The sequence below is a fragment of the Porphyromonas uenonis 60-3 genome, assembly GCF_000174775.1.
GTDB lineage: Bacteria > Bacteroidota > Bacteroidia > Bacteroidales > Porphyromonadaceae > Porphyromonas > Porphyromonas uenonis_A.
In genome coordinates this window covers 22,369-41,745 of the sequence record NZ_ACLR01000183.1, presented here as the reverse complement: position 1 = coordinate 41,745, position 19,377 = coordinate 22,369, and the positions used below count along the sequence as shown (strand labels likewise).

Below are 19,377 nucleotides of genomic sequence, written 5' to 3'. Positions count from 1 at the left end.
CCCAAGAACTAACTTCTAATCTCTATCTTCTAATCTCTATCTTCTAATTTCTATTATACCCTAAGGGACATGTATACGTATCGGAGAGTTTTTAGTATCTTTGTGGGACTTGAAATTAAGATCGCAACCAGTAAATATGAAGAGAACTTGTAAGTTTACACTTGATGCTACGCTGCCCAAGTACCCCACCTTTGAGGAGGGCATCCGTCGAGCACCTGATAGGGGCTATAGCTTGACCCCTGCACAAACACGTGTGGCACTACAGAATGCGCTACGCTATGTACCTAAAGAACTCCACGCTGAGCTCGCACCCGAGTTCCTCAAGGAGCTCAAGGAGCGTGGTAAGATCTACGCCTACCGTTATCGTCCCGAGGGCGATCTCAAGGCTGGTCCCATCGATAGCTACAAGGGTAAGTGTATCGAGGGTAAGGCCTTCCAGGTGATGATCCACAACAACCTATCGCATGCTGTAGCGCTCTATCCTTATGAGCTTGTAACCTACGGTGAGACAGGTCAGGTATGCCAAAACTGGCTCCAGTACCGCCTCATCATCAAGTACCTCGAGGAGCTCACACAGGATCAGACCCTAGTCATCGAGAGCGGACACCCACTGGGACTTTTCGCCTCGCACCCCTCTGCTCCTCGTGTCATCATCACCAACTCCATGATGGTCGGTCTCTACGACAATATCAAGGACTGGGAGATAGCAGCTCAGATGGGCGTCGCCAACTATGGTCAGATGACCGCTGGTGGCTGGATGTACATCGGGCCACAAGGTATCGTACACGGGACGTTCAATACGCTACTCAACGCTGGCCGTCAGCAGCTACACATCCCTAGCGGTGGCAACCTCGCTGGCAAGCTCTTTATCTCCTCTGGTCTAGGCGGTATGAGTGGTGCACAGCCTAAGGCTGCTGACATCGCAGGTGCTACCTCTATCATCGCTGAGGTAGATATGTCTCGTATCATGACTCGTCACAATCAGGGCTGGGTCAAGCACATTGCAGAGACAATCCCTGAGGCGCTTAAGCTCGCTGAGCAGGGTATGAAGGCTGGTGAGCCGTGCTCTATCGCGTACCACGGTAATGTAGTGGATCTGCTGGAGTACTGCGTTGAGCACAACATTCATGTCGACCTACTCTCCGATCAGACGAGCTGTCACGCTGTCTACGAGGGTGGTTACTGTCCTGTATCGCTTACCTTTGAGGAGCGTACCGACTTGCTCGCACACGACAGAGAGCGCTTCTGTCAGGAGGTCGACAAGGGTCTGCACCGTCACTACGAGGCTGTCAAGGCTCTTGTGGCTCGTGGCACTTACTTCTTTGACTATGGTAATGCCTTTATGAAGGCTTGCTTTGATGCTGGCATCCAGGAGATCTCTCGCAATGGCGTAGACGACAAGGATGGCTTCATCTGGCCAAGCTATGTAGAGGACATCATGGGTCCTGAGCTCTTTGACTACGGCTATGGCCCATTCCGCTGGGTATGCCTCAGCCACAATCACGAGGATCTGATCAAGACCGACCACGCTGCTATGGAGTGCATCGACCCAGATCGTCGTGAGCAGGATCGTGACAACTATATATGGATCCGCGACGCTGAGAAGAATCAGCTCGTCGTCGGTACCGAGGCTCGTATCCTCTACCAGGACGCTGCGGGTCGTCTGAAGATCGCACTTAAGTTCAACGATATGGTACGTCGTGGCGAGGTTGGCCCGATCATGATCGGTCGTGACCACCACGATGTGAGCGGTACGGATAGCCCCTTCCGCGAGACATCCAACATACGTGACGGTAGTAACGTCATGGCCGACATGGCTGTCCAGTGCTTTGCGGGCAACTGCGCTCGTGGTATGAGCCTCGTCGCTCTGCACAACGGTGGTGGCGTCGGTGTCGGTAAGGCGATCAACGGAGGCTTTGGTATGGTCCTCGATGGTAGCCGTCGTGTCGACGAGATCCTACGTCAGGCTATGACTTGGGACGTGATGGGCGGTGTCGCTCGTCGTGCTTGGGCTCGCAATGAGAACGCTCTGTCTACCTCTCGCGAGTTCAACGAGGAGCACTCTGACCTCTACCACATCACCATCCCCTTCCTCGTGGATGACGCACTCCTCGATGAGGTTCTCAAGTAAACCTTCATCGAATATCTAACGAAAAGCCTCGCCTCCCTAAGCGCACTGCTAAGGGGGCGAGGCTTTTTTCCACACTTTTACTAGATACTCACGGACTAATGGAAGAAAAACATCACTACACGGGACTGACTGACGCTCAGGTACTAGAGAGTCGCAAGGAGCACGGAGCGAATGTATTGACACCGCCTCAGAAGGAGCCACTATGGCGACAGTTTTTGGAGAAGTTTACCGACCCGCTGATCATCATCTTGCTGATTGCTGGTGGACTCTCCGTCGGCATCTCCTGCTACGAGTACTTTGGGCTAGGACAGGGCGCCGAGGTCTTCTTCGAGCCTGTGGGTATCTTCGTAGCGATCCTACTTGCCACGGGGCTTGCCTTCTACTTTGAGCTACAAGCAGACAAGGAGTTCACCATCCTCAATCAGGCACATGACGATGAGCTGGTGACGCTCATCCGCAATGGCAACGTAACGCAGGTGCCTCGCCGTGAAGTGGTCGTAGGCGACATCGTAATCCTAGACAGTGGCGAGGAGGTGCCAGCCGACTGCGAGCTACTCGAGGCGACGATGCTACAGATGGACGAGTCAACCCTCACGGGCGAACCGTTTTGCAACAAGAGCGTTCGCCCAGAGGAGTTTGACCAAGGCGCCACCTACCCCACCAATCATGTGATGAAAGGGACCAAAGTGATGGAGGGGCACGGCATCTGCAAAGTCCTCGCCGTGGGCGACAAGACGGAGCAAGGCAAAGTGTTCGAAGCGGTTCAGATCGAAGAGGGTGTCAAGACCCCGCTGAGCGAACAGCTCGACGGTCTGAGCAACTGGATCACATGGGTGAGCTACGGCATCGCAGCCCTCATCGTCATAGGGCGTGTCATCGTTTACCTAGTCACCAACGGTACCGACATCTTTGGCTCTGTAGAGCAGGCTACCCCCTTCTTTGCATACATCCTGCAGACCTTGATGATTGCCGTGACGCTGATCGTTGTGGCGGTGCCAGAGGGTTTGCCAATGGCGGTGACGCTGAGTCTAGCCTACAGTATGCGTCGCATGCTACGGACCAATAACTTGGTGCGCAAGATGCACGCCTGCGAAACGATGGGCGCGACCACCGTCATCTGTACCGATAAGACGGGTACCCTAACGCAAAACCAGATGAGCGTCGACGAGATGAAGCTCTACGGCGACACCCCTCAGGATCTACTCCACGAGGGCATTGCGGTCAATTCAACCGCTTCGCTCGACCTCTCCGACCCCGCCAATCCACAGGTGCTAGGCAATCCAACGGAAGGCGCTCTGCTCCTATGGCTTCACGGTCAGGGCGTCGACTATCGCTCTTTGCGAGAGCAAGCGGAGACGGTCGCTGAGGTTCCATTCTCCACAGAGCGCAAGTATATGGTGACGCTCGTTGAGTCGACTCGTCTGCAAGGCAAGCGGGTACTCTATATTAAGGGAGCCCCCGAGATCGTCTTTGACCTCTGCGCTGAGTCTGCCGTGAGCCGAGAAGAGCTGGAGCAGCAGTTGACCGAGTATCAGCATCGCGCTATGCGTACGCTAGGCTTTGCCTACCAGTTGGTTGAGGAGGGCGACTCAGTCATTGAGTTTAGTCAATTGACCGCCAGCAAGCTCTGCTTCATCGGTGTAGTCGCCATCGCTGACCCCGTCCGCGTGGAGGTGCCTGCAGCGGTGCAGGAGTGTGTCCATGCGGGGATCGATGTGAAGGTAGTCACAGGCGACACCTCTGGCACGGCACGCGAGATAGCTCGTCAGATCGGCCTGTGGGATGATAGCCAAGATGGAGAGAATAGCATCATCACAGGACCTGACTTCGCAGCGCTCTCTGACGAAGAGCTCCTAGCACGTGTCAACGAGCTAAAGATCATCTCTCGAGCTCGTCCGATGGACAAAAAGCGACTCGTCGAGGCGCTCCAAAACAATGGTCACGTAGTGGCTGTCACTGGCGACGGCACCAACGATGCGCCGGCTCTCCGTGCAGCGCACGTGGGGCTCTCCATGGGCGATGGCACGAGCGTTGCCAAGGAGGCTTCCGACATTACCATCATCGACAACTCCTTTAGCAGTATCGGCAAGGCAGTCATGTGGGGACGCTCACTTTATCAAAACATCCAGCGCTTCCTTCTCTTCCAGTTGACCGTCAATGTGACCGCCTGTCTACTGGTTCTCTGTGGTGCCTTCATGGGTACAGAGTCCCCGCTGACCGTCACGCAGATGCTCTGGATCAATCTGATCATGGACACCTTCGCCGCCATGGCGCTTGCCTCGCTACCACCCTCTGAGAGTGTGATGAAAGACAAACCACGTGACCGCAACGCCTTCATTCTCAACAGCCCAATGCTGCGTGAGATCATTGGCGTGGGTAGCTTCTTCTTTGCGCTGCTCCTGGTGCTACTCTATATCTTCCAGCGCACCGATGTGACGCAGCTGACCGACCTGCTCACGATGCAGCTCGGCACCAAGGGTCACGTCTCAGCGTACGAGCAGACGCTCCTCTTCACGATCTTCGTGATGACGCACTTCTTCTACCTCTTCAATGCGCGCGCCTTCGAGACTGGACGCAGTGCGCTCCACTTCAAGGGGTGTCGCGGACTGCTCATCATCGTCGCCATCATCCTCATTGGTCAGGTTGCGATGGTCGAGGTGCCAGGACTACAGCAGTTCTTCAACGTGACAGGGCTCAAGTTCATCGACTGGGTCATCATCGTCATCGCCTCCTCGCTCGTCCTCTGGGTGCGTGAGCTGTGGCACCTCTTGACCAAAAAGAAGAGTTAGCGCTAAATAGCCACTAAATAGCTATTAAACACCCGAAAGGTCACGGCAGGATCGCTCCTTGTCGTGACCTTTTCTTGTTGTCCTAAGGGGGACGTGGCTAAAACCTCGCTGTACAGCGCTGTAGGCTTACTTTACAGCGAAGCGGGCATCTCCGCTGATTGCGATTTCTCCCGAGGAAATCGAGAAGCTTCACGGAGCAAACGAAAATTCCCCACGGAACCGGGAAATAAAAGTTCGGAAGAATGAAATGAAACTTCGGAAGAAAGATTTCGAAGTTCCGAAGAATTTTCCCGTTCCTCGCTGGAGTTTCCAAAATCTCCACTGAGCAATCCGTCGATTTCCTTGATAGTGCCATTGATGCCCCCTCCCGATCATACGTCCACTTGGGGTGTCCAACTTTTTTCATGCCTATGAAAATGGATTTTCCTCGGTAGGAAAATGGATTTTCATACGGGAGAAAATGGATTTTCATGCCCATGAAAATCTAGTGCCAACGGTGTGGCAATGTTTTTTGTAACAGCCATTGCACGAAATAGTCGTACCTTAGTGGTGTCTTTAGGTAGACGGATCTATAGAACAGACGCAAGATGATACCACAATACAAGTGTAATCCACCGCAGTGGACAGAGATATACAGCCAGTCTAACCTCCCGGCAGAGCTACAATCGCTCAGGGCGTTGACGATGAACTTATGGTGGTCTTGGCAACCACGGGCGATACGACTCTTTCAGTCTATTGACCCTGAGCTATGGGCGCAGACTGATGGCAATCCTTGCTGGATGCTTCACCTCCTAGGGGCGGAGCGTATAGCGGAGCTTTGCCAGGACCAGCACTTCCTCGCAGAGGTGCAGGCGCTGTACGATGAGCTGCAGGCTTATCTGCAGGAGCGTCCCGATGAGACGCGTCCCTCGGTCGCTTACTTCTGCATGGAGTACGGCATTAGCAATACGCTACACATTTACTCGGGAGGCTTAGGCATCCTCGCGGGTGACTATGTCAAGGAGGCGAGCGATAGCAACGTTCGGCTCACCGCCGTGGGGCTCCTTTATCGCTACGGTTACTTCACACAGAGCCTTGACCCAAGTGGTAATCAGGTGGCGCACTATGTGCCGCAAAACTTTCACAATCTGCCCCTTGAGCCCGTACTCAACGAGCGTGGTGAGCGTCTGACACTACATCTGGAGATGGCTTCGCTGCCTGTGGCTTGTCAGGTGTGGCGTGTGCCGGTAGGTCGTGTGTCGCTCTATCTGCTAGACACGGATGTGCCTGAGAATGGAGATCTGGCGAAGAGCATTACCCACAGCCTCTATGGTGGTGACTGGGAGAATCGACTCCGTCAGGAGTACCTCCTAGGTATCGGTGGTACGATGCTGCTCAAGCAGCTCGGCATCACGTGTGATGTGTACCATATGAATGAGGGTCATGCAGCCTTTATGAATGTGGAGCGACTGGTCAATCTAGTGGAGGATAGGGGCTTGCCCTGTGACGTGGCACTGGAGGTGGTGCGCGCTTCTTCGCTCTATACGGTGCATACGCCTGTGCCAGCGGGTCATGACTACTTTGAGGATGCTTTGATAGATCGTTACTTCACTCCCTTCTATAGTCGTCTGGGTATCTCTCGTGATGAGTTTATCCAGCTGGGCAAGGACAGCCACGGGAGCGGTGGTAAGTTCTCCATGAGCGTCTTGGCGCTACACACTTCGCAGGAGGCCAATGGCGTGAGCAAGCTTCATGGCGATGTGTCGAAGCGTATGTTTGCTCCTGTATGGGAGGGTTTCTTTCCCGAGGAGAGCCACGTCTCCTATGTAACGAATGGGGTGCACTTGCCTACCTGGGCAGCGCCTGAGTGGCAGCAGTTCTTCGTCCGTCACTTCGGCGCTGACTACCTGAACCATCAGTCTCAGGAGGAGATGTGGGCTAGGATCATGAGTGTGCCGAGCGAGGATATACGTCAGATACGCCAGTGCCTGAAGAGACGACTGATACAGCACATCCAGAGCACGATCATAAAGACTCACGGAGAGATAGGACTGCCGCCACAGCTTGCTAAGGCAACGCTTGACGAACTACAGGAGCGGGCCCTTTACATAGGCTTCTCCCGCCGCTTCGCCACTTACAAGCGTGCTCATCTGCTCTTTGAGGATCTAGAGACTTTGGCAAAGATACTAGACAACGAGGAGCGACCCGTTCGCTTTATCTTTGCGGGCAAGGCGCACCCTGCCGATGGCGGTGGGCAGGCGCTCATCAAGCGCATCATAGAGGTGAGCCGTATGCCACAGTTTGTCGGTAAAATCATCTTCCTACCTGACTACGACATAGCGCTTGCCAAGACGCTTATCCCGGGTGTCGATGTATGGCTCAACAATCCGACGCGCCTCATGGAGGCCTCTGGTACTTCTGGTGAAAAGGCCGAGATGAACGGAGTCCTCAACCTCTCCGTGCTGGACGGCTGGTGGTACGAAGGGTACAAGGAGGGCGCTGGCTGGGCACTCTCGGCAGAGCGCACTTACACCGATCAGCATCTGCAGGATCAGCTCGATGCCATGACGATTTATCAGCTCATAGAGCAGGAGATCGTACCTACTTACTATGCCGATATGCCGACTGGTTGCTCGGATCGCTGGGTAGACTATATCAAGCGCTCGATGCTCTACATCGCGCCACACTTTACGATGCGTCGCATGCTGGATGACTACTACGAGCGCCTCTACAATAAGTTGGCAGTACGCTCCGAGCTCCTAGAGCATCAGGGCTACCAGCAGGCTCGTGATATCGTTGCTTGGAAGCAACGGGTCGCTGCCACATGGGATACGATCACCGTGCAGGAGGCGACCTTCGAGGGGGTCATGCGAGAGCCAAACTACAACGGCCAGCATAGCGATCCGACCTTTAGGGTGACGATCGATGCGGGACAAGTGGAGGCAGAGCTCGTTGCCGAGCTGATTGTTACGACGCGGGACGATCTGACGGGCGAAGTGCAGTATGTGGGCAAGGATCTCTTTCACGAGGTGATGCCACGCATGGGGACAACCCGTACCTATGAGCTAACGGTGCCATCGGCTCAGCCAGGCAAATATCAGATAGCAGTGCGTCTGCGTCCCTATCTACCCGAGCTACCTCATCTGATGGACTTCGCTTACGTTCGCTGGATCTCGTTCTGAGTGCTGGCTGTTGGCTGCTGGCTGTTAGCTTTTGGCAATGGTCGCATAGCTAAGGCGGGATAAATAACGAGAGGACTCAATCGCTGAATCGGGACGATTGAGTCCTCTGCTTTTATTCAGATCTTCTTATGATAACCTATTGGTAGCAAAAAGACAACGAAGGGGCAATCGACAGACGATACCTTTGCGTAGACAATCTAGGAAACGCAATATATCGTAATCGACAATGAAGCAAAAAACACAATCCCTCACACGACTTGCCTCGCTACTCATTAGCACCATCATCTTGCTAGCCCTCCCACTAGAGGGGTGGGCTGAGCGTCCCCCGCTCAGTGTGAAGTCGCAGTACACGCTCCTCGTCTGTAGCGATCCGCACATTATGGCTCCTGAGCTAGTCGTTCAGGAGGGCTCTGCCTTTGAGGAGACATTACGTAGCGATCGTAAGCTGCTCCTCGAGAGTGTGCAGATCTTTGATCAGTTAATAAAGGAGGCACTAGAGATACGTCCTGATCTCTTCCTCATCTGTGGAGACCTCACGAAGGATGGTGAGCTGGCTAGCTATCGCTACCTCACACAGCGGCTAGATCGGCTCACCGAGGCTGGTATCAAGGTACTTGTCGTGCCTGGTAATCTATGACATTAACAATCCCCTTGCTCAGATCTACCTAGGGGATCATACGACTGCTACGGAGCATGTTACTCCCGATCAGTTTGTCCAGATTATGGCACCATACGGGTATGACGCCTCCTCAAGTATCTCGAGAGGACCGGCGCTCTGCTACGTGTCGGAGCCACTCCCAGGGCTACGCGTCATCGGCATCGATGCTTGTCAGTACGATGACAATCTCGCCAATAACTACCCCACGACGGCTGGTCGTCTTGATGAGGAACGCATCCAGTGGATCGAGGATCAAGTGCGACAAGCCAATGCTCAGGGCAAGCAGGTCATAGCGATGATGCATCATGGCATCGTAGAGCACTTCCCGGGGCAGTCGCTACTGGCTAAGGAGTATCTGATACAGGATTATGATCGCATCGCAGAGCGACTCGCCGAGGCTGGTCTGCAGTATGTCTTCACGGGACACTTTCATGCTCAGGACATCGCAGCCAAGAGCTACAACCAGAGCGTCATACATGACATAGAGACTGGATCCACAGTCACATACCCCTGTCCATATCGTTTGGTTGAGGTCACCCCGACAGAGCTACGTATATCCTCTCGTCAGATCGCCTTAGCGATGCCCTCTCAGATCGCTTCAGAAGGAACGATCTCTTTACAGGACTACGCTTATCAGCACCTAGAGCTTGGGATGAATGATCTGGTACGCTTCCTCACGGAGCATCTAGAGAGTCAGGATAGTGCCTCGGTTATAGCTCCTTATAAGGGTGTGATTGATCAGGCGATACCAGAGCTAAAGCCTCTATTTATGGAGATCTATGCAAATCACCTGCAAGGTGACGAGCGGGGTCTGCATCACAATCCAGATAGTACGGCAAGGATGACGGAGCCATATCCGGGTGATCTCTTTGATCAGACGAAGGGGCTGATCCAGGGATTGGTACCATCGCTAACTCAGCAGATAGAGCTTTTTGAGACGGCTCTATACGATACCTCAGAGTCGGACAATAACGTGTCGCTGCCTTACGATCACACTGCTCGTCTGGACCGACAAAGACTTGCCAAGAGCAAGCCATAGGATATAGAAATACTCTTTAGTCTCTGGCTAGACGTGCGAAAGGATCTTTCGGTAGAACTGTAGTACCGAAGGGGCGGTGCGTAGGTTGTGCGGTTTGAGTGGCTGTGTGAGCGTCAAGCCCTCGAGCGTGCGACAGCGACTGAGTGCCACGTACCCTTGTCCAGGGGCGAAGAAGCGACTCGGGTCGACCACGATCTGATCGCACGTTTGCCCCTGCGCTTTGTGTACCGTGATAGAGTAAGCGACGATGAGCGGTAGCTGCGTGTAGGAGCCGGTCTGTCGCTCGACGATCTCCCCCTTCTTCTCGTCATAGTCGTAGTCTACCTGCGACCAGGTGTGAGGCGTGACGATGATGGTCTCGCCTTCGGGCGTCTTCACCTTGGCGTACGGCTCCGTGATGTCGCCGACAGAGCCACCGACGAGCTTCGTGATGACGCCTGTAGTGCCGTTGACCCACGCCCCGTCGGGATGGTTGCTCACGAGCATCACCTGAGTGCCCACTTTGAGCGAAAACTCTTCGGGGACGGGGAGCGCAGAGGCGGGGATCTTGCCCTTAAGCTTGCCACGGAAGGTCACTTCTTTGGCATCAAGCTGAGCACAGCGAGATAGGTTGTACGCCTCCACATTGGCTCTATGAGAGAAGAGTAGCACCGCATGCTGGTCGCTCTGGAGCAGTTCCTTCTGCCACTGCGGGGAGACGCGGCTGTTGAGCAGGGCGACCGTGTCCTCGCTGACACGTCCTAGGCGGATCTCCTCCAGTGCAGAGACAAAGTGCTGGTCGCTCTGGCGATACATACGACGCAGGACTATGGAGATGGGCGCTAGTGCAGCGTAGGAGTGCGCCTCGAAGAAGTAAAAGCCGTCGCTCTCAGGATAAGCGCGCTGCATCTCCTCCTGATCGGCTGTTGTCGTGACAGGTGGTAGTTGAAAGGGGTCGCCCACCATGAGGAGTTGCACACCCCCAAAGGGCACCTTGCTATGTCTCACGCTGCGCAGGATACGATCCATGGCATCGAGCAGGTCGCATCGCACCATCGAGATCTCGTCAATGATAATCAGGTCGAGCTGGCGGATGAGCTCTCGCTTGTCTTTGCGATAGCGACGTGTGATGGCGGAGGTATGGTTGGGATCTGTCAGCGGAGCGAGTGGTAGTCGGAAGAAGCTGTGGATCGTCTGGCCATGAATGTTGAGCGCAGCGAGTCCCGTCGGAGCCAGCTTGACAAACTTCTTGCGAGTCACCTCGCAGTAGTTCTTTAGGAAGTAAGACTTGCCAGTCCCCGCACTACCCGTCAGGAAGAGACTCATAGAGGTCTGCTCCAAACATTGCAGGGCAGACATCTGCTCGGCATTGTTCTGATCGAAAGCTTCTGGGACAACTAGCATACCGCCACCTACTCCTCGTAAAGCGTCGGATCCTCTAGTCCGTTTGCCACAAAAGCATCGTGCCGCTCCCGACAAGTACCACAGCGTCCGCAGTGGCGCTCGCCCCCCTGATAGCAACTGTACGTTTTGCTGTAAGGCACTCCAAGACGAGTGCCCCGAGCTACGATCTCAGCTTTTGTGAGGGCCGTGTAGGGCGCCACCAGCTTGACCCCATTGCTGGTACCAGCCGTGATCGCCTCGCCCATAGGCTTGACAAAACTCTCCCGACAGTCTGGGTAGATGGCGTGGTCACCGAAGTGATTTGCTATGAGTACCTGCTGCAAGTCTCGGCTCTCGGCCAACCCTGCGAGGACGCTCAGCATGATGCCATTGCGAAAGGGCACCACCGTCGAGCTCATATTCTCCTCCGAATAGTCCCCGAGCTGCATCTCGCCACCCGAGAGAAGGAGGTCACTGCGAAAGTACTCCCCGATGAAGGCGAGCGGGATGATCAAGTAAGGGATCTCTAGCTCACGACAGATAGCCTTGGCAGCGGCGAGCTCACGGGCATTGTGCTTGGAGCCGTAGTCAAAGCCTACGGCACAAGCTATCTCCTCACGATATTCGTAGAGGAGCGTCGTGCTATCCACGCCACCGGAGAGAGCAATCAGCGAATTGCGCATTACCGTGGTCTTAGTAAGAGCGAGCGATGATGACTCTACACTTAGAGGGGCGACCAGTCACCATACAGCGACCAGGCTCCGAGGGAATGTCGCGAGGTATGCAGCGGATCGTTGCTTTGGTCTCCTCCTTGATACGTGCCTCGGTCTCAGCCGTGCCGTCCCAGTGGCAGAGGAAGAAGCCTCCGTCTTCGATGCGCTCCTTGAATTCATCGTAGCTGTCGCAGATGTAGGTGCGCTCCTTGAGCGACTGGAGTGAGCGGTTGTAAAGGTTGCTCTGGATATCCTCGAGCAGTTGCTCAATATGTGCGGAGATGCCCTCTAGGGGCATCGTCTCCTTGGTGAGTGTGTCACGACGAGCCACCTCGACGGTACCATGCTCCAGGTCGCGCATACCGAGAGCGAGACGTACGGGGACACCCTTCATCTCATACTCAGCAAACTTCCACCCCGGCTTCTTATTGTCGTTGTCATCGATCTGAACCGATACGCCATGCTGACGCAGCTCGCTGACGATCTTGTCGGCCGTCTCGTGGATGCGTTGTAGCTCCTCCTCGCTCTTGTAGATCGGCACGATGACCACCTGGATAGGCGCAATGCGTGGAGGCAGCACCAGTCCGTTGTCGTCGCTGTGTGCCATGATGAGCGCACCGACAAGGCGAGTGGATACGCCCCACGAAGTAGCCCAAACGTAGTCACGATTGCCCTCTTTATCAAGGAAGGTAACGTCAAATGCCTTAGCGAAGTTTTGCCCTAGGAAGTGCGAAGTGCCAGACTGCAAAGCTTTGCCATCCTGCATCATAGCCTCGATGGTGTAGGTGTCGATAGCACCAGCAAAGCGCTCGGTCTCACTCTTGACCCCAACGATAACTGGCAGCGCCAGCATCTCACGGGCAAAGTCCTCGTAGACCCCGATCATCTTGCGTGCCTCAGCGATTGCCTCCTCCTGGGTAGCATGTGCCGTGTGACCCTCTTGCCAGAGGAACTCAGCCGTGCGGAGGAAGAGACGCGTACGCATCTCCCAGCGCACTACGTTAGCCCACTGATTACAGAGCAGTGGCAGGTCACGGTAGCTCTGGATCCAGTTTTTGTAGGTACTCCAGATGATCGTCTCACTCGTTGGGCGAACGATCAGCTCCTCCTCGAGCTTCGCATTGGGGTCTACCTCTACGCCATCGCCCGCCTCATTCGTACGTAGTCTATAGTGCGTCACGACGGCACACTCCTTGGCAAAACCCTCGACGTGCTCTGCCTCGCGGCTAAGGTAGCTCTTAGGAATAAATAGTGGGAAGTAAGCGTTGCTGTGTCCCGTCTCTTTAAATCTACGATCAAGGTCTTGCTGCATCTTCTCCCAGATGCCGTAGCCGTAGGGCTTGATGACCATACAGCCGCGCACGGAGGAGTTCTCTGCCAGTCCGGCCTTGACAACGATATCTTGGTACCACTGTGAATAGTTTTCGTCACGTGGTGTGAGTTCTTTAATCTCTTTTTTAGCCATGATGCTAGTCTATCTGATTTATTTGCTAGCAAAGGTACCGCTTTTCGCTAGAATTCACAATCAGAGACGGTTGTCTCACTGCTTTTGCCGAGAGATGCTGAGTGGAAGCGACTGAAGCTGACAGGGGATGCCTTTAAATGGCAAATTCTTCCGAGGAATTTGCCAAATAGCTCGGAGGAAATCGACCATTTTATCGGAAGAGTGAAATAAAAGTTCGGAAGAATGAAATGAAACTTCGGAAGAAAGAAATCAAAGTTCCGAAGTATTTCCCGATTTCTCCGTGACGAATTCTCATTTCTTCGGGAGGAACTCGGACAAGTCAAGAGTCTCGTCGCAAATGTTTACAACTTGTCAGAAACAAAAGAAGCCCCCTCATCGTTAGACGAGGGGGCTTGGTTATTTCGTAGGGCTTCGGTGCGAAGCTATCTCGACTGCGAGATGAGCTGCTCTAGCTGGTCTACCCAGCGGGGCAGGCTGTCGCCGTCTTGTAGCGGAGCATAGCGTGTGAGCTCGACCTCTGAGAGGAGGGTGAGCCAGACGTTGACCTCTGCGTCCGCTACGCCTTGCTGCTTGAGTGCGCTCGCTAGTTGCTGCCGTGTGAGACTGGAGGTGGTGAGTGCGTAGCGATCTTGGAGATACTGCGTTATGGTTGCATAGAGTCGGGTCGTAGCCTCGGTCTGCTGTCCCGCTTTGACGAGCTGTCGTATCGCTTGGATCTGCTGCTCCGCCATGGGTGTGGAGCGCTTCTTGTGATAAGCGACATGGTCGGCACGCAGGCGCTGGCCGCTACGTATGATCCTGTAGGCGACCCCGCCAGCGATGATAAGGAGTAGGTAAAGGAGCCAGTAAGCCCAGCCAGCACGGCTCCAGGGGTGCCACCCGCTCATCGGAGCAGGAGCCTCGTAAGGGTAGGGTGCATATCGCTGTGAGTTGGTGCCTGCCTCTCCAGCTTTACCAACTTGTGGCACATCGTTGGAGCCTTGTGCGACCTCAATGCGGATAGGCGCTGTGGTAGCGGTGCGGTAACTACTCGTAGCTGGATCGAAGTAGGGGAGACTGACGGCAGGTAGCGTCTGCTGTCCCGTGGCATGCGGTATAATGGTGTATTCGTAGGTGCGGTGCACCTCCGTATTGCCATTGCGCACCTCTTGATCGTCACGGATGAGCTGCGGCTCGTACACTTCAAACTTATCGGACAAGCCTAGCTCTGGAGCTAAGAGTAGGGAGACATTGCCCCGCCCAGTGATGTCCAGTCGATAGGTCATGGCGCGACCCGTCTCGTAGGTCGGATCGGGTGCGGAAAGCGTGCCTTGTACCTGGAAGGAGCCGACCAACTGATCGTACCCTTCGGGAGCACCCTCGGGGAGTGGTCGTACGGTCAACTTCAAGGGTTGCGAGTGCAACTTCTTATGTGTCGTTGCGACAGCTTTATTGGCAAAAAGATCCTCTTCGTTGTCCACATTCCGATTCACCGCCACTTGAAATTCATACTCAAAGGAGGGAATGATCAACTCACCGCTACGCTGCGGGTAAGCGAGGATTTGCCAGATGAGCGCCTTGTACATGAGCCTGCCACCGACTCGCTCGGTGCCCCAGGTGGTGCGCTGTAGCGGTATTTCCTTGGTGACGAAGTCGGTCACCTCGGGGGGCTTGCGATCTACGCCTGCGAGGTTGCCATAGCGTGAGTAAAGGTAGAGCGATACAAGGACTGGCTGCTGCGTGTAGACCGACTGCGAGGAGACGACGGCACGCATATACATGTCTCGGTCTGCTATCCGTAGCGCTTCGCCCGAGGCGAGCGACTGCTGTGACAGCCCCTGAGCCTTGACGACTTGTACGCGCTTGGAGAGTGCCATGAGGCTCCGTTGTCCGACTCGTAGCTGAGCCGCACTGATGGCGTATGAGCCAGCCTTGCTCGCTTGCAGGGTATAGGTGATGGTGGTGTACTCTTTGGAGGTGCCTCCACGCATCTCATGTAGCACATTGAGCTGCGGACCGTAGAGGACCTTCAGCTCGGAGGCAATCTGCGGAGCGGTAAAAGCGCCCAGCTCGTGCGCTCCAGCTACACGATAAACTAACCGAAAGGTCTCTCCCTCGGCGACCTGCGGAGGAACGATCACTGTGAGCTGTGCTAAGCCCGCGAAGGCAACGGCACAGAGCCATGTGAGCGTCAGGAGGGTGCGTTGTATCGAAGTGCGTAGGCGTAGCATTACCAGTTCTTCTTGTTCGGATTCTGTTGCTGTGGCTGGCGCTGGTTGATGCGCTGGCGTGTGTGTTGCTCTTGCTGGCGGAGCGCATCAAGGATACGGTCAGCCTGTGACTTGTCGAGGTCGGGCTTCTTGCCTTGCGGCTGCTCATTGGGCTGCTGCTCAGGAGGTGTCTGCGACGGATCGGACTGTGACCCTCCGCCACCACCTCCACCGCCACCTTGCTGTGGGGGCTGCTTGTTGAGCTTGATTGCTAGGGCTAAGTTGTAGCGCGTCTCATTGTCAGTAGGGTTTCTGCGGAGGGACTCTTTGTAAGCTTCGATCGCTTTGTCATACTGTCGGGTATCCATACAGCGGTTGCCCAAGTTGTGCCACGCTAAGGCCTGCAAGCGTGGATCAGCCTTGCTGTCGCTCACTATACGCTGCCACATCTGCACAGCAGCGACCGTGTCGCCAGACATGTAGAGTGCGTCGCCTAGACCAAGTCGGGCTGGAGCGTAGACTGAGTCCCGAGCCACCGACGAGAGGTAAGCCTTACGTGCTGACGAGTAGTTGCCCCGCTGGTAGCTCTTGTTGCCCCGGCGTGCGTCCAGTCGTACGGTCTGGCTGACGAGTGTCAGGCTAGAGAGCAAGAGTAAGACAATGTATAAAGACTTACGCATCATGATGACCAAAGATTTGAATACGACTGAAGAGGCGACTCTTGCGACGCATGATCCCGTTGGCGAGCAGAAGCAAGATAAGCGCCGCTAGCGTGGGTAGCGCGTAGAGCTCCTCGATCTGATCACCCTCGCCACTTAGATTGGCTTGGGGTAAAGTGCGGAGCTGGTTGACCAACTGGTTGCTAATGGCTCGGGGACTGCTACCGACGAAGCTCTGCCCGCCCGTAGCGTCGGCAATATCAGCCGTGATCTCAGGATTAGGCTTCGAAAGCACAGGCACACCAAGCGAGTCGGTGAGGAGCGTTTCGCCAATTGGTATGGTGGCTCCCTCGGGGAGTCCGATGGTTACGACGTAAGCTTTGATCCCCTGCTCTTTGAGTCGCTTGATGCCTTCCTCTAGTCCGCCTTCGTGGTCCTCGCCATCGGTCAGGAGAATGACCGCTTTGCCAGCTCGTGAGGGAGCTGAGAGCGCTTGGGCGGAACGCTCGAGCGCTTGCCCTAGATTGGTGCCTTGGTTGGAGACCATGCCTGGCTGTATGTCTGCGAGGAAGGTGCGAGCCGTTGGCAAGTCGGGCGTGAGTGGCAGACGTATGTAAGCGCCTCCGGCGAAGACGATCATGGCGATCCGTGAGCCCGCCAACTGCTGCATCGTATGGGTCACAATCTGCTTAGCAAAGCCGATACGGTCGGGCTTGACATCACGCGCCGCCATCGAGTTGGAGACGTCTATGCAGAAGGCGAGGTCCACACCGACCGTCTGCTGTGCCGAGACGGGCGCATGGGTGTAGAGTTGCGGACGAGCCAATGCCACGATGAGCAGAGCGATGGAGAGGAGCTTGAACGAGGCGCGCCACCAGTCACGCTTGGCTGAGCGGTCGGGCATGATCTGCCGTAGCATCTGAGTCGTGGCGAAGCGCAACTGCTGCTTGCGTCGCCGTCTCTGTCCTGCGATCATGACGAGTAGCAGGAGTGGTACGAGTAGCAGGAGCCACAGCAAGAAGGGATAGGCAAACTGTATCATGGGTTAGCTCGCAGCAAGGTGGTTCGTAATAAGAAGGCGGCGCCAAGGAGCACGATGGCGAGCAAAGCAAAGAGCATGTAGCGCTCTTCGTAAGCACTCACCGAACGAGACGTCAGACGAGACTTCTCGAGTGAGTCGATCTCCTTGTAGATCTCGTGAAGCTTCGTCTCGTCGGTCGCACGATAGTACTTTCCACCCGTTTGCTGGGCGATATGTCGTAGCGTGCCTTCGTCAATTTGTACGTCGGCCTCCACATATTCGATGCCAGAAGCGGTCTGCACGGGAAACTTGGCGACGCCATTGGTCCCAGCCGCCACGGTGTAGATACGTATACCGTACTGTTGCGCCAGTTCAGCGGCCATTGAGGGAGTTATGTCGCCCGCATTGTTTGACCCATCGGTCAGGAGGATGATCACTTTGCTCTTGTTGTCGCTACCGCGGAGCGTATTGATAGCGGTCGCCAGTCCTAGTCCGATGGCGGTGCCGTCCTCCAGCTGTCCTATCTCCGTGGCGTCGAGCATTTGTAGGATCACGTCGTGGTCCACCGTCAGCGGACAGAGCGTAAAGCTCTCCCCAGCGAAGACAACCAGACCGATGTTATCATTCGGACGAGCAGCGATCATTTCGCTCGCCACATCACGCGCTGCCTCAAAGCGGTTAGGCTTTAAGTCTAGCGCCTGCATACTGCCACTGAGGTCCATGGCGAGGACAAGGTCGATGCCTTGTATCGATCGCTCCTCCCAGTGGCTGGAGTCCTGAGGACGAGCCAAGGCTAAGATCATCGATGCCAAAGCTAGTAGTTCTAGGGCAAAAGGCAAAGCCCGCAGATAGCTTCGCCAGCCGCTTCCTTTAGGCAAAAGACGGTACGCTGAGAGCGAAAGCTTTGCTTGGTGACGCTTGTTGTAGCGAATGTAGAGCAGCACCAGTAGCGGTAGGAGCAGGAGCGCCCAGAGCCACTCAGGATGAACCCATATCATAGCGACTTACCCTCCTTTCTGCTAGCTAGTTGATGTACTACCTCGTAGATGGTGGTCGCGTCTTCGTCTTGCCAAGCAGGCTCCGCCCAGGTGTCGGCAAAGCGCACCCACTCCGAGTGGATCACCCACTGCGCTAGCGCATTCGGAGCCACATCGTAGGGAGCCTTTTGAAGTAGCTGGGCTAGTTCGCGAGCGGTCAATTCGTCTATCTCCAAGTCTAAGCCTTCGGTCAGATAGCTTCGCAAGGCGGTGATCAAGCCATCGTAGTAAGCTATCTGCTCCTCTTGATGGTCAAAGGGTAACGCACGCAACGTGGCGAGCGTTTGGTCGAAAGTCTCCAAAGCGGTCAACGGGACCACGACCACCTCTGGCTCGGGGCGTGTGCGCTTGTAGTTTCGGTACCACAAGATGAAGAGCACCACTGCGACGATGCCCAGCACCACCCACGTAATTGGGCTCATGAGGACGAGGAGGATGTACTCCCACCAGCGTAGCGAGACCGAAACAGGGGCTTTGATCGGGTTGTACTTGAGCGGTTGCGTTGTGTCCACCTCGGGCATTGTCACCTTGAGGTAAAGGGGCTTGGAGAAGTAGCTCTTACCGCCTACCGTCACGCCAAAAGCAGGTAGCTCCGCCATTCCCTCGGCAAACGAGGTGATGGTCATCAGTGCGTTCAGCTGCACCTCTGTCCCCTGGAGCGGTATCGTGTCGGTCACCTCAAAGGCAATCATCTCCGCCTGCCCCATCTGCCGCTCTTGGGGTATCACGAGGAGCGTGTTGTCGAGGTCATTCGTGCGGATAGTCATCTTGATCTGTGCATACTCGCCGATCTGAATCGTCGAGGGCGTCAGCTCAGTCGTGATGGCGACATCCTGTGCCGCCGCGAAGCTCCATAGACCTCCGCCGCCACAGATCAGTAGTATATATAATAGTAGACGATATCGCATAGATTAGCCTTAAGCATCTAGATTGGCAACCGCTGACTATGTGCCTCTAGACCGTACAACGCCACAAAAGTACCGATAATTCACGAATAGGAGGTAAATACAGGGCTGACGCATTAGATACGATGAGGTCAACCACCTCTCTATTCCTCTCTTGAGACTATTGCAAAAGTCAATAGTCTCCTCTTTGACAGCTATCTTACACCCATCGTCCTCCAAAAACGTTTAGGACACTATTGACTGACTAT

General features: G+C 55.1%; 13 protein-coding genes. 5 read left to right on the top strand and 8 right to left on the bottom strand.

Annotated features, from left to right (window positions below; all coding sequences use genetic code 11):
* The first annotated feature begins 136 nt into the window (after positions 1-136).
* The 5 genes from PORUE0001_RS07695 to PORUE0001_RS07675 all read left to right on the top strand — a co-directional run bounded on the left by PORUE0001_RS07695 (position 137) and on the right by PORUE0001_RS07675 (position 9,778).
* Positions 137-2,131 (top strand): urocanate hydratase, encoded by a 1,995-nt coding sequence (locus PORUE0001_RS07695; protein WP_007365874.1) that lies wholly within the window; start codon positions 137-139, stop codon positions 2,129-2,131.
* A 98-nt stretch (positions 2,132-2,229) separates the two neighbouring features.
* A complete protein-coding gene (locus tag PORUE0001_RS07690) occupies positions 2,230-4,920 on the top strand; it encodes a calcium-translocating P-type ATPase, PMCA-type (RefSeq protein WP_007365871.1) in 2,691 nt (896 codons plus the stop codon).
* 587 nt (positions 4,921-5,507) lie between these two features.
* Positions 5,508-8,081 carry an alpha-glucan family phosphorylase gene (glgP, locus tag PORUE0001_RS07680; protein ID WP_007365885.1) on the top strand — a complete coding sequence of 858 codons (2,574 nt, stop codon included), beginning with the start codon at positions 5,508-5,510 and terminating at the stop codon, positions 8,079-8,081.
* Positions 8,082-8,307: 226 nt separating this feature from the next.
* Complete coding sequence (locus PORUE0001_RS10960) at positions 8,308-8,718, top strand: metallophosphoesterase family protein (RefSeq protein WP_007365878.1); 411 nt, start codon at positions 8,308-8,310, stop codon at positions 8,716-8,718.
* A gap of 85 nt (positions 8,719-8,803) precedes the next feature.
* Positions 8,804-9,778 (top strand): metallophosphoesterase family protein, encoded by a 975-nt coding sequence (locus PORUE0001_RS07675; RefSeq protein ID WP_232501438.1) that lies wholly within the window; start codon positions 8,804-8,806, stop codon positions 9,776-9,778.
* A gap of 27 nt (positions 9,779-9,805) precedes the next feature.
* On the opposite strand, the gene PORUE0001_RS07670 is transcribed toward PORUE0001_RS07675, so the two are convergent.
* The 8 genes from PORUE0001_RS07670 to PORUE0001_RS07635 form a co-directional block, all read right to left on the bottom strand.
* Positions 9,806-11,161, bottom strand: coding sequence for an ATP-dependent RecD-like DNA helicase (locus tag PORUE0001_RS07670; protein ID WP_007365858.1), 1,356 nt, complete (start codon positions 11,159-11,161; stop codon positions 9,806-9,808).
* 8 nt (positions 11,162-11,169) lie between these two features.
* Positions 11,170-11,823 carry a 7-cyano-7-deazaguanine synthase QueC gene (gene queC / locus PORUE0001_RS07665; RefSeq protein WP_007365866.1) on the bottom strand — a complete coding sequence of 218 codons (654 nt, stop codon included), beginning with the start codon at positions 11,821-11,823 and terminating at the stop codon, positions 11,170-11,172.
* A 10-nt stretch (positions 11,824-11,833) separates the two neighbouring features.
* Positions 11,834-13,318: a proline--tRNA ligase gene (gene proS / locus PORUE0001_RS07660; RefSeq protein ID WP_004330435.1), complete on the bottom strand. Its 1,485-nt coding sequence runs from the start codon at positions 13,316-13,318 to the stop codon at positions 11,834-11,836.
* 422 nt (positions 13,319-13,740) lie between these two features.
* Positions 13,741-15,528 (bottom strand): BatD family protein, encoded by a 1,788-nt coding sequence (locus PORUE0001_RS07655; protein WP_007365880.1) that lies wholly within the window; start codon positions 15,526-15,528, stop codon positions 13,741-13,743.
* The gene (locus PORUE0001_RS07650) at positions 15,528-16,187 is read right to left on the bottom strand and encodes a tetratricopeptide repeat protein (protein WP_232501437.1); all 660 of its coding nucleotides are present in this window, start codon (positions 16,185-16,187) and stop codon (positions 15,528-15,530) included. Before PORUE0001_RS07650 ends, PORUE0001_RS07655 begins: the two co-directional genes overlap by 1 nt.
* Positions 16,180-17,208: a VWA domain-containing protein gene (locus tag PORUE0001_RS07645; RefSeq protein WP_007365883.1), complete on the bottom strand. Its 1,029-nt coding sequence runs from the start codon at positions 17,206-17,208 to the stop codon at positions 16,180-16,182. Before PORUE0001_RS07645 ends, PORUE0001_RS07650 begins: the two co-directional genes overlap by 8 nt.
* A complete protein-coding gene (locus PORUE0001_RS07640) occupies positions 17,205-18,185 on the bottom strand; it encodes a vWA domain-containing protein (protein WP_007365879.1) in 981 nt (326 codons plus the stop codon). Before PORUE0001_RS07640 ends, PORUE0001_RS07645 begins: the two co-directional genes overlap by 4 nt.
* Positions 18,182-19,132 (bottom strand): hypothetical protein, encoded by a 951-nt coding sequence (locus PORUE0001_RS07635; protein ID WP_007365873.1) that lies wholly within the window; start codon positions 19,130-19,132, stop codon positions 18,182-18,184. Before PORUE0001_RS07635 ends, PORUE0001_RS07640 begins: the two co-directional genes overlap by 4 nt.
* Between the last annotated feature and the right edge of the window lie 245 nt (positions 19,133-19,377).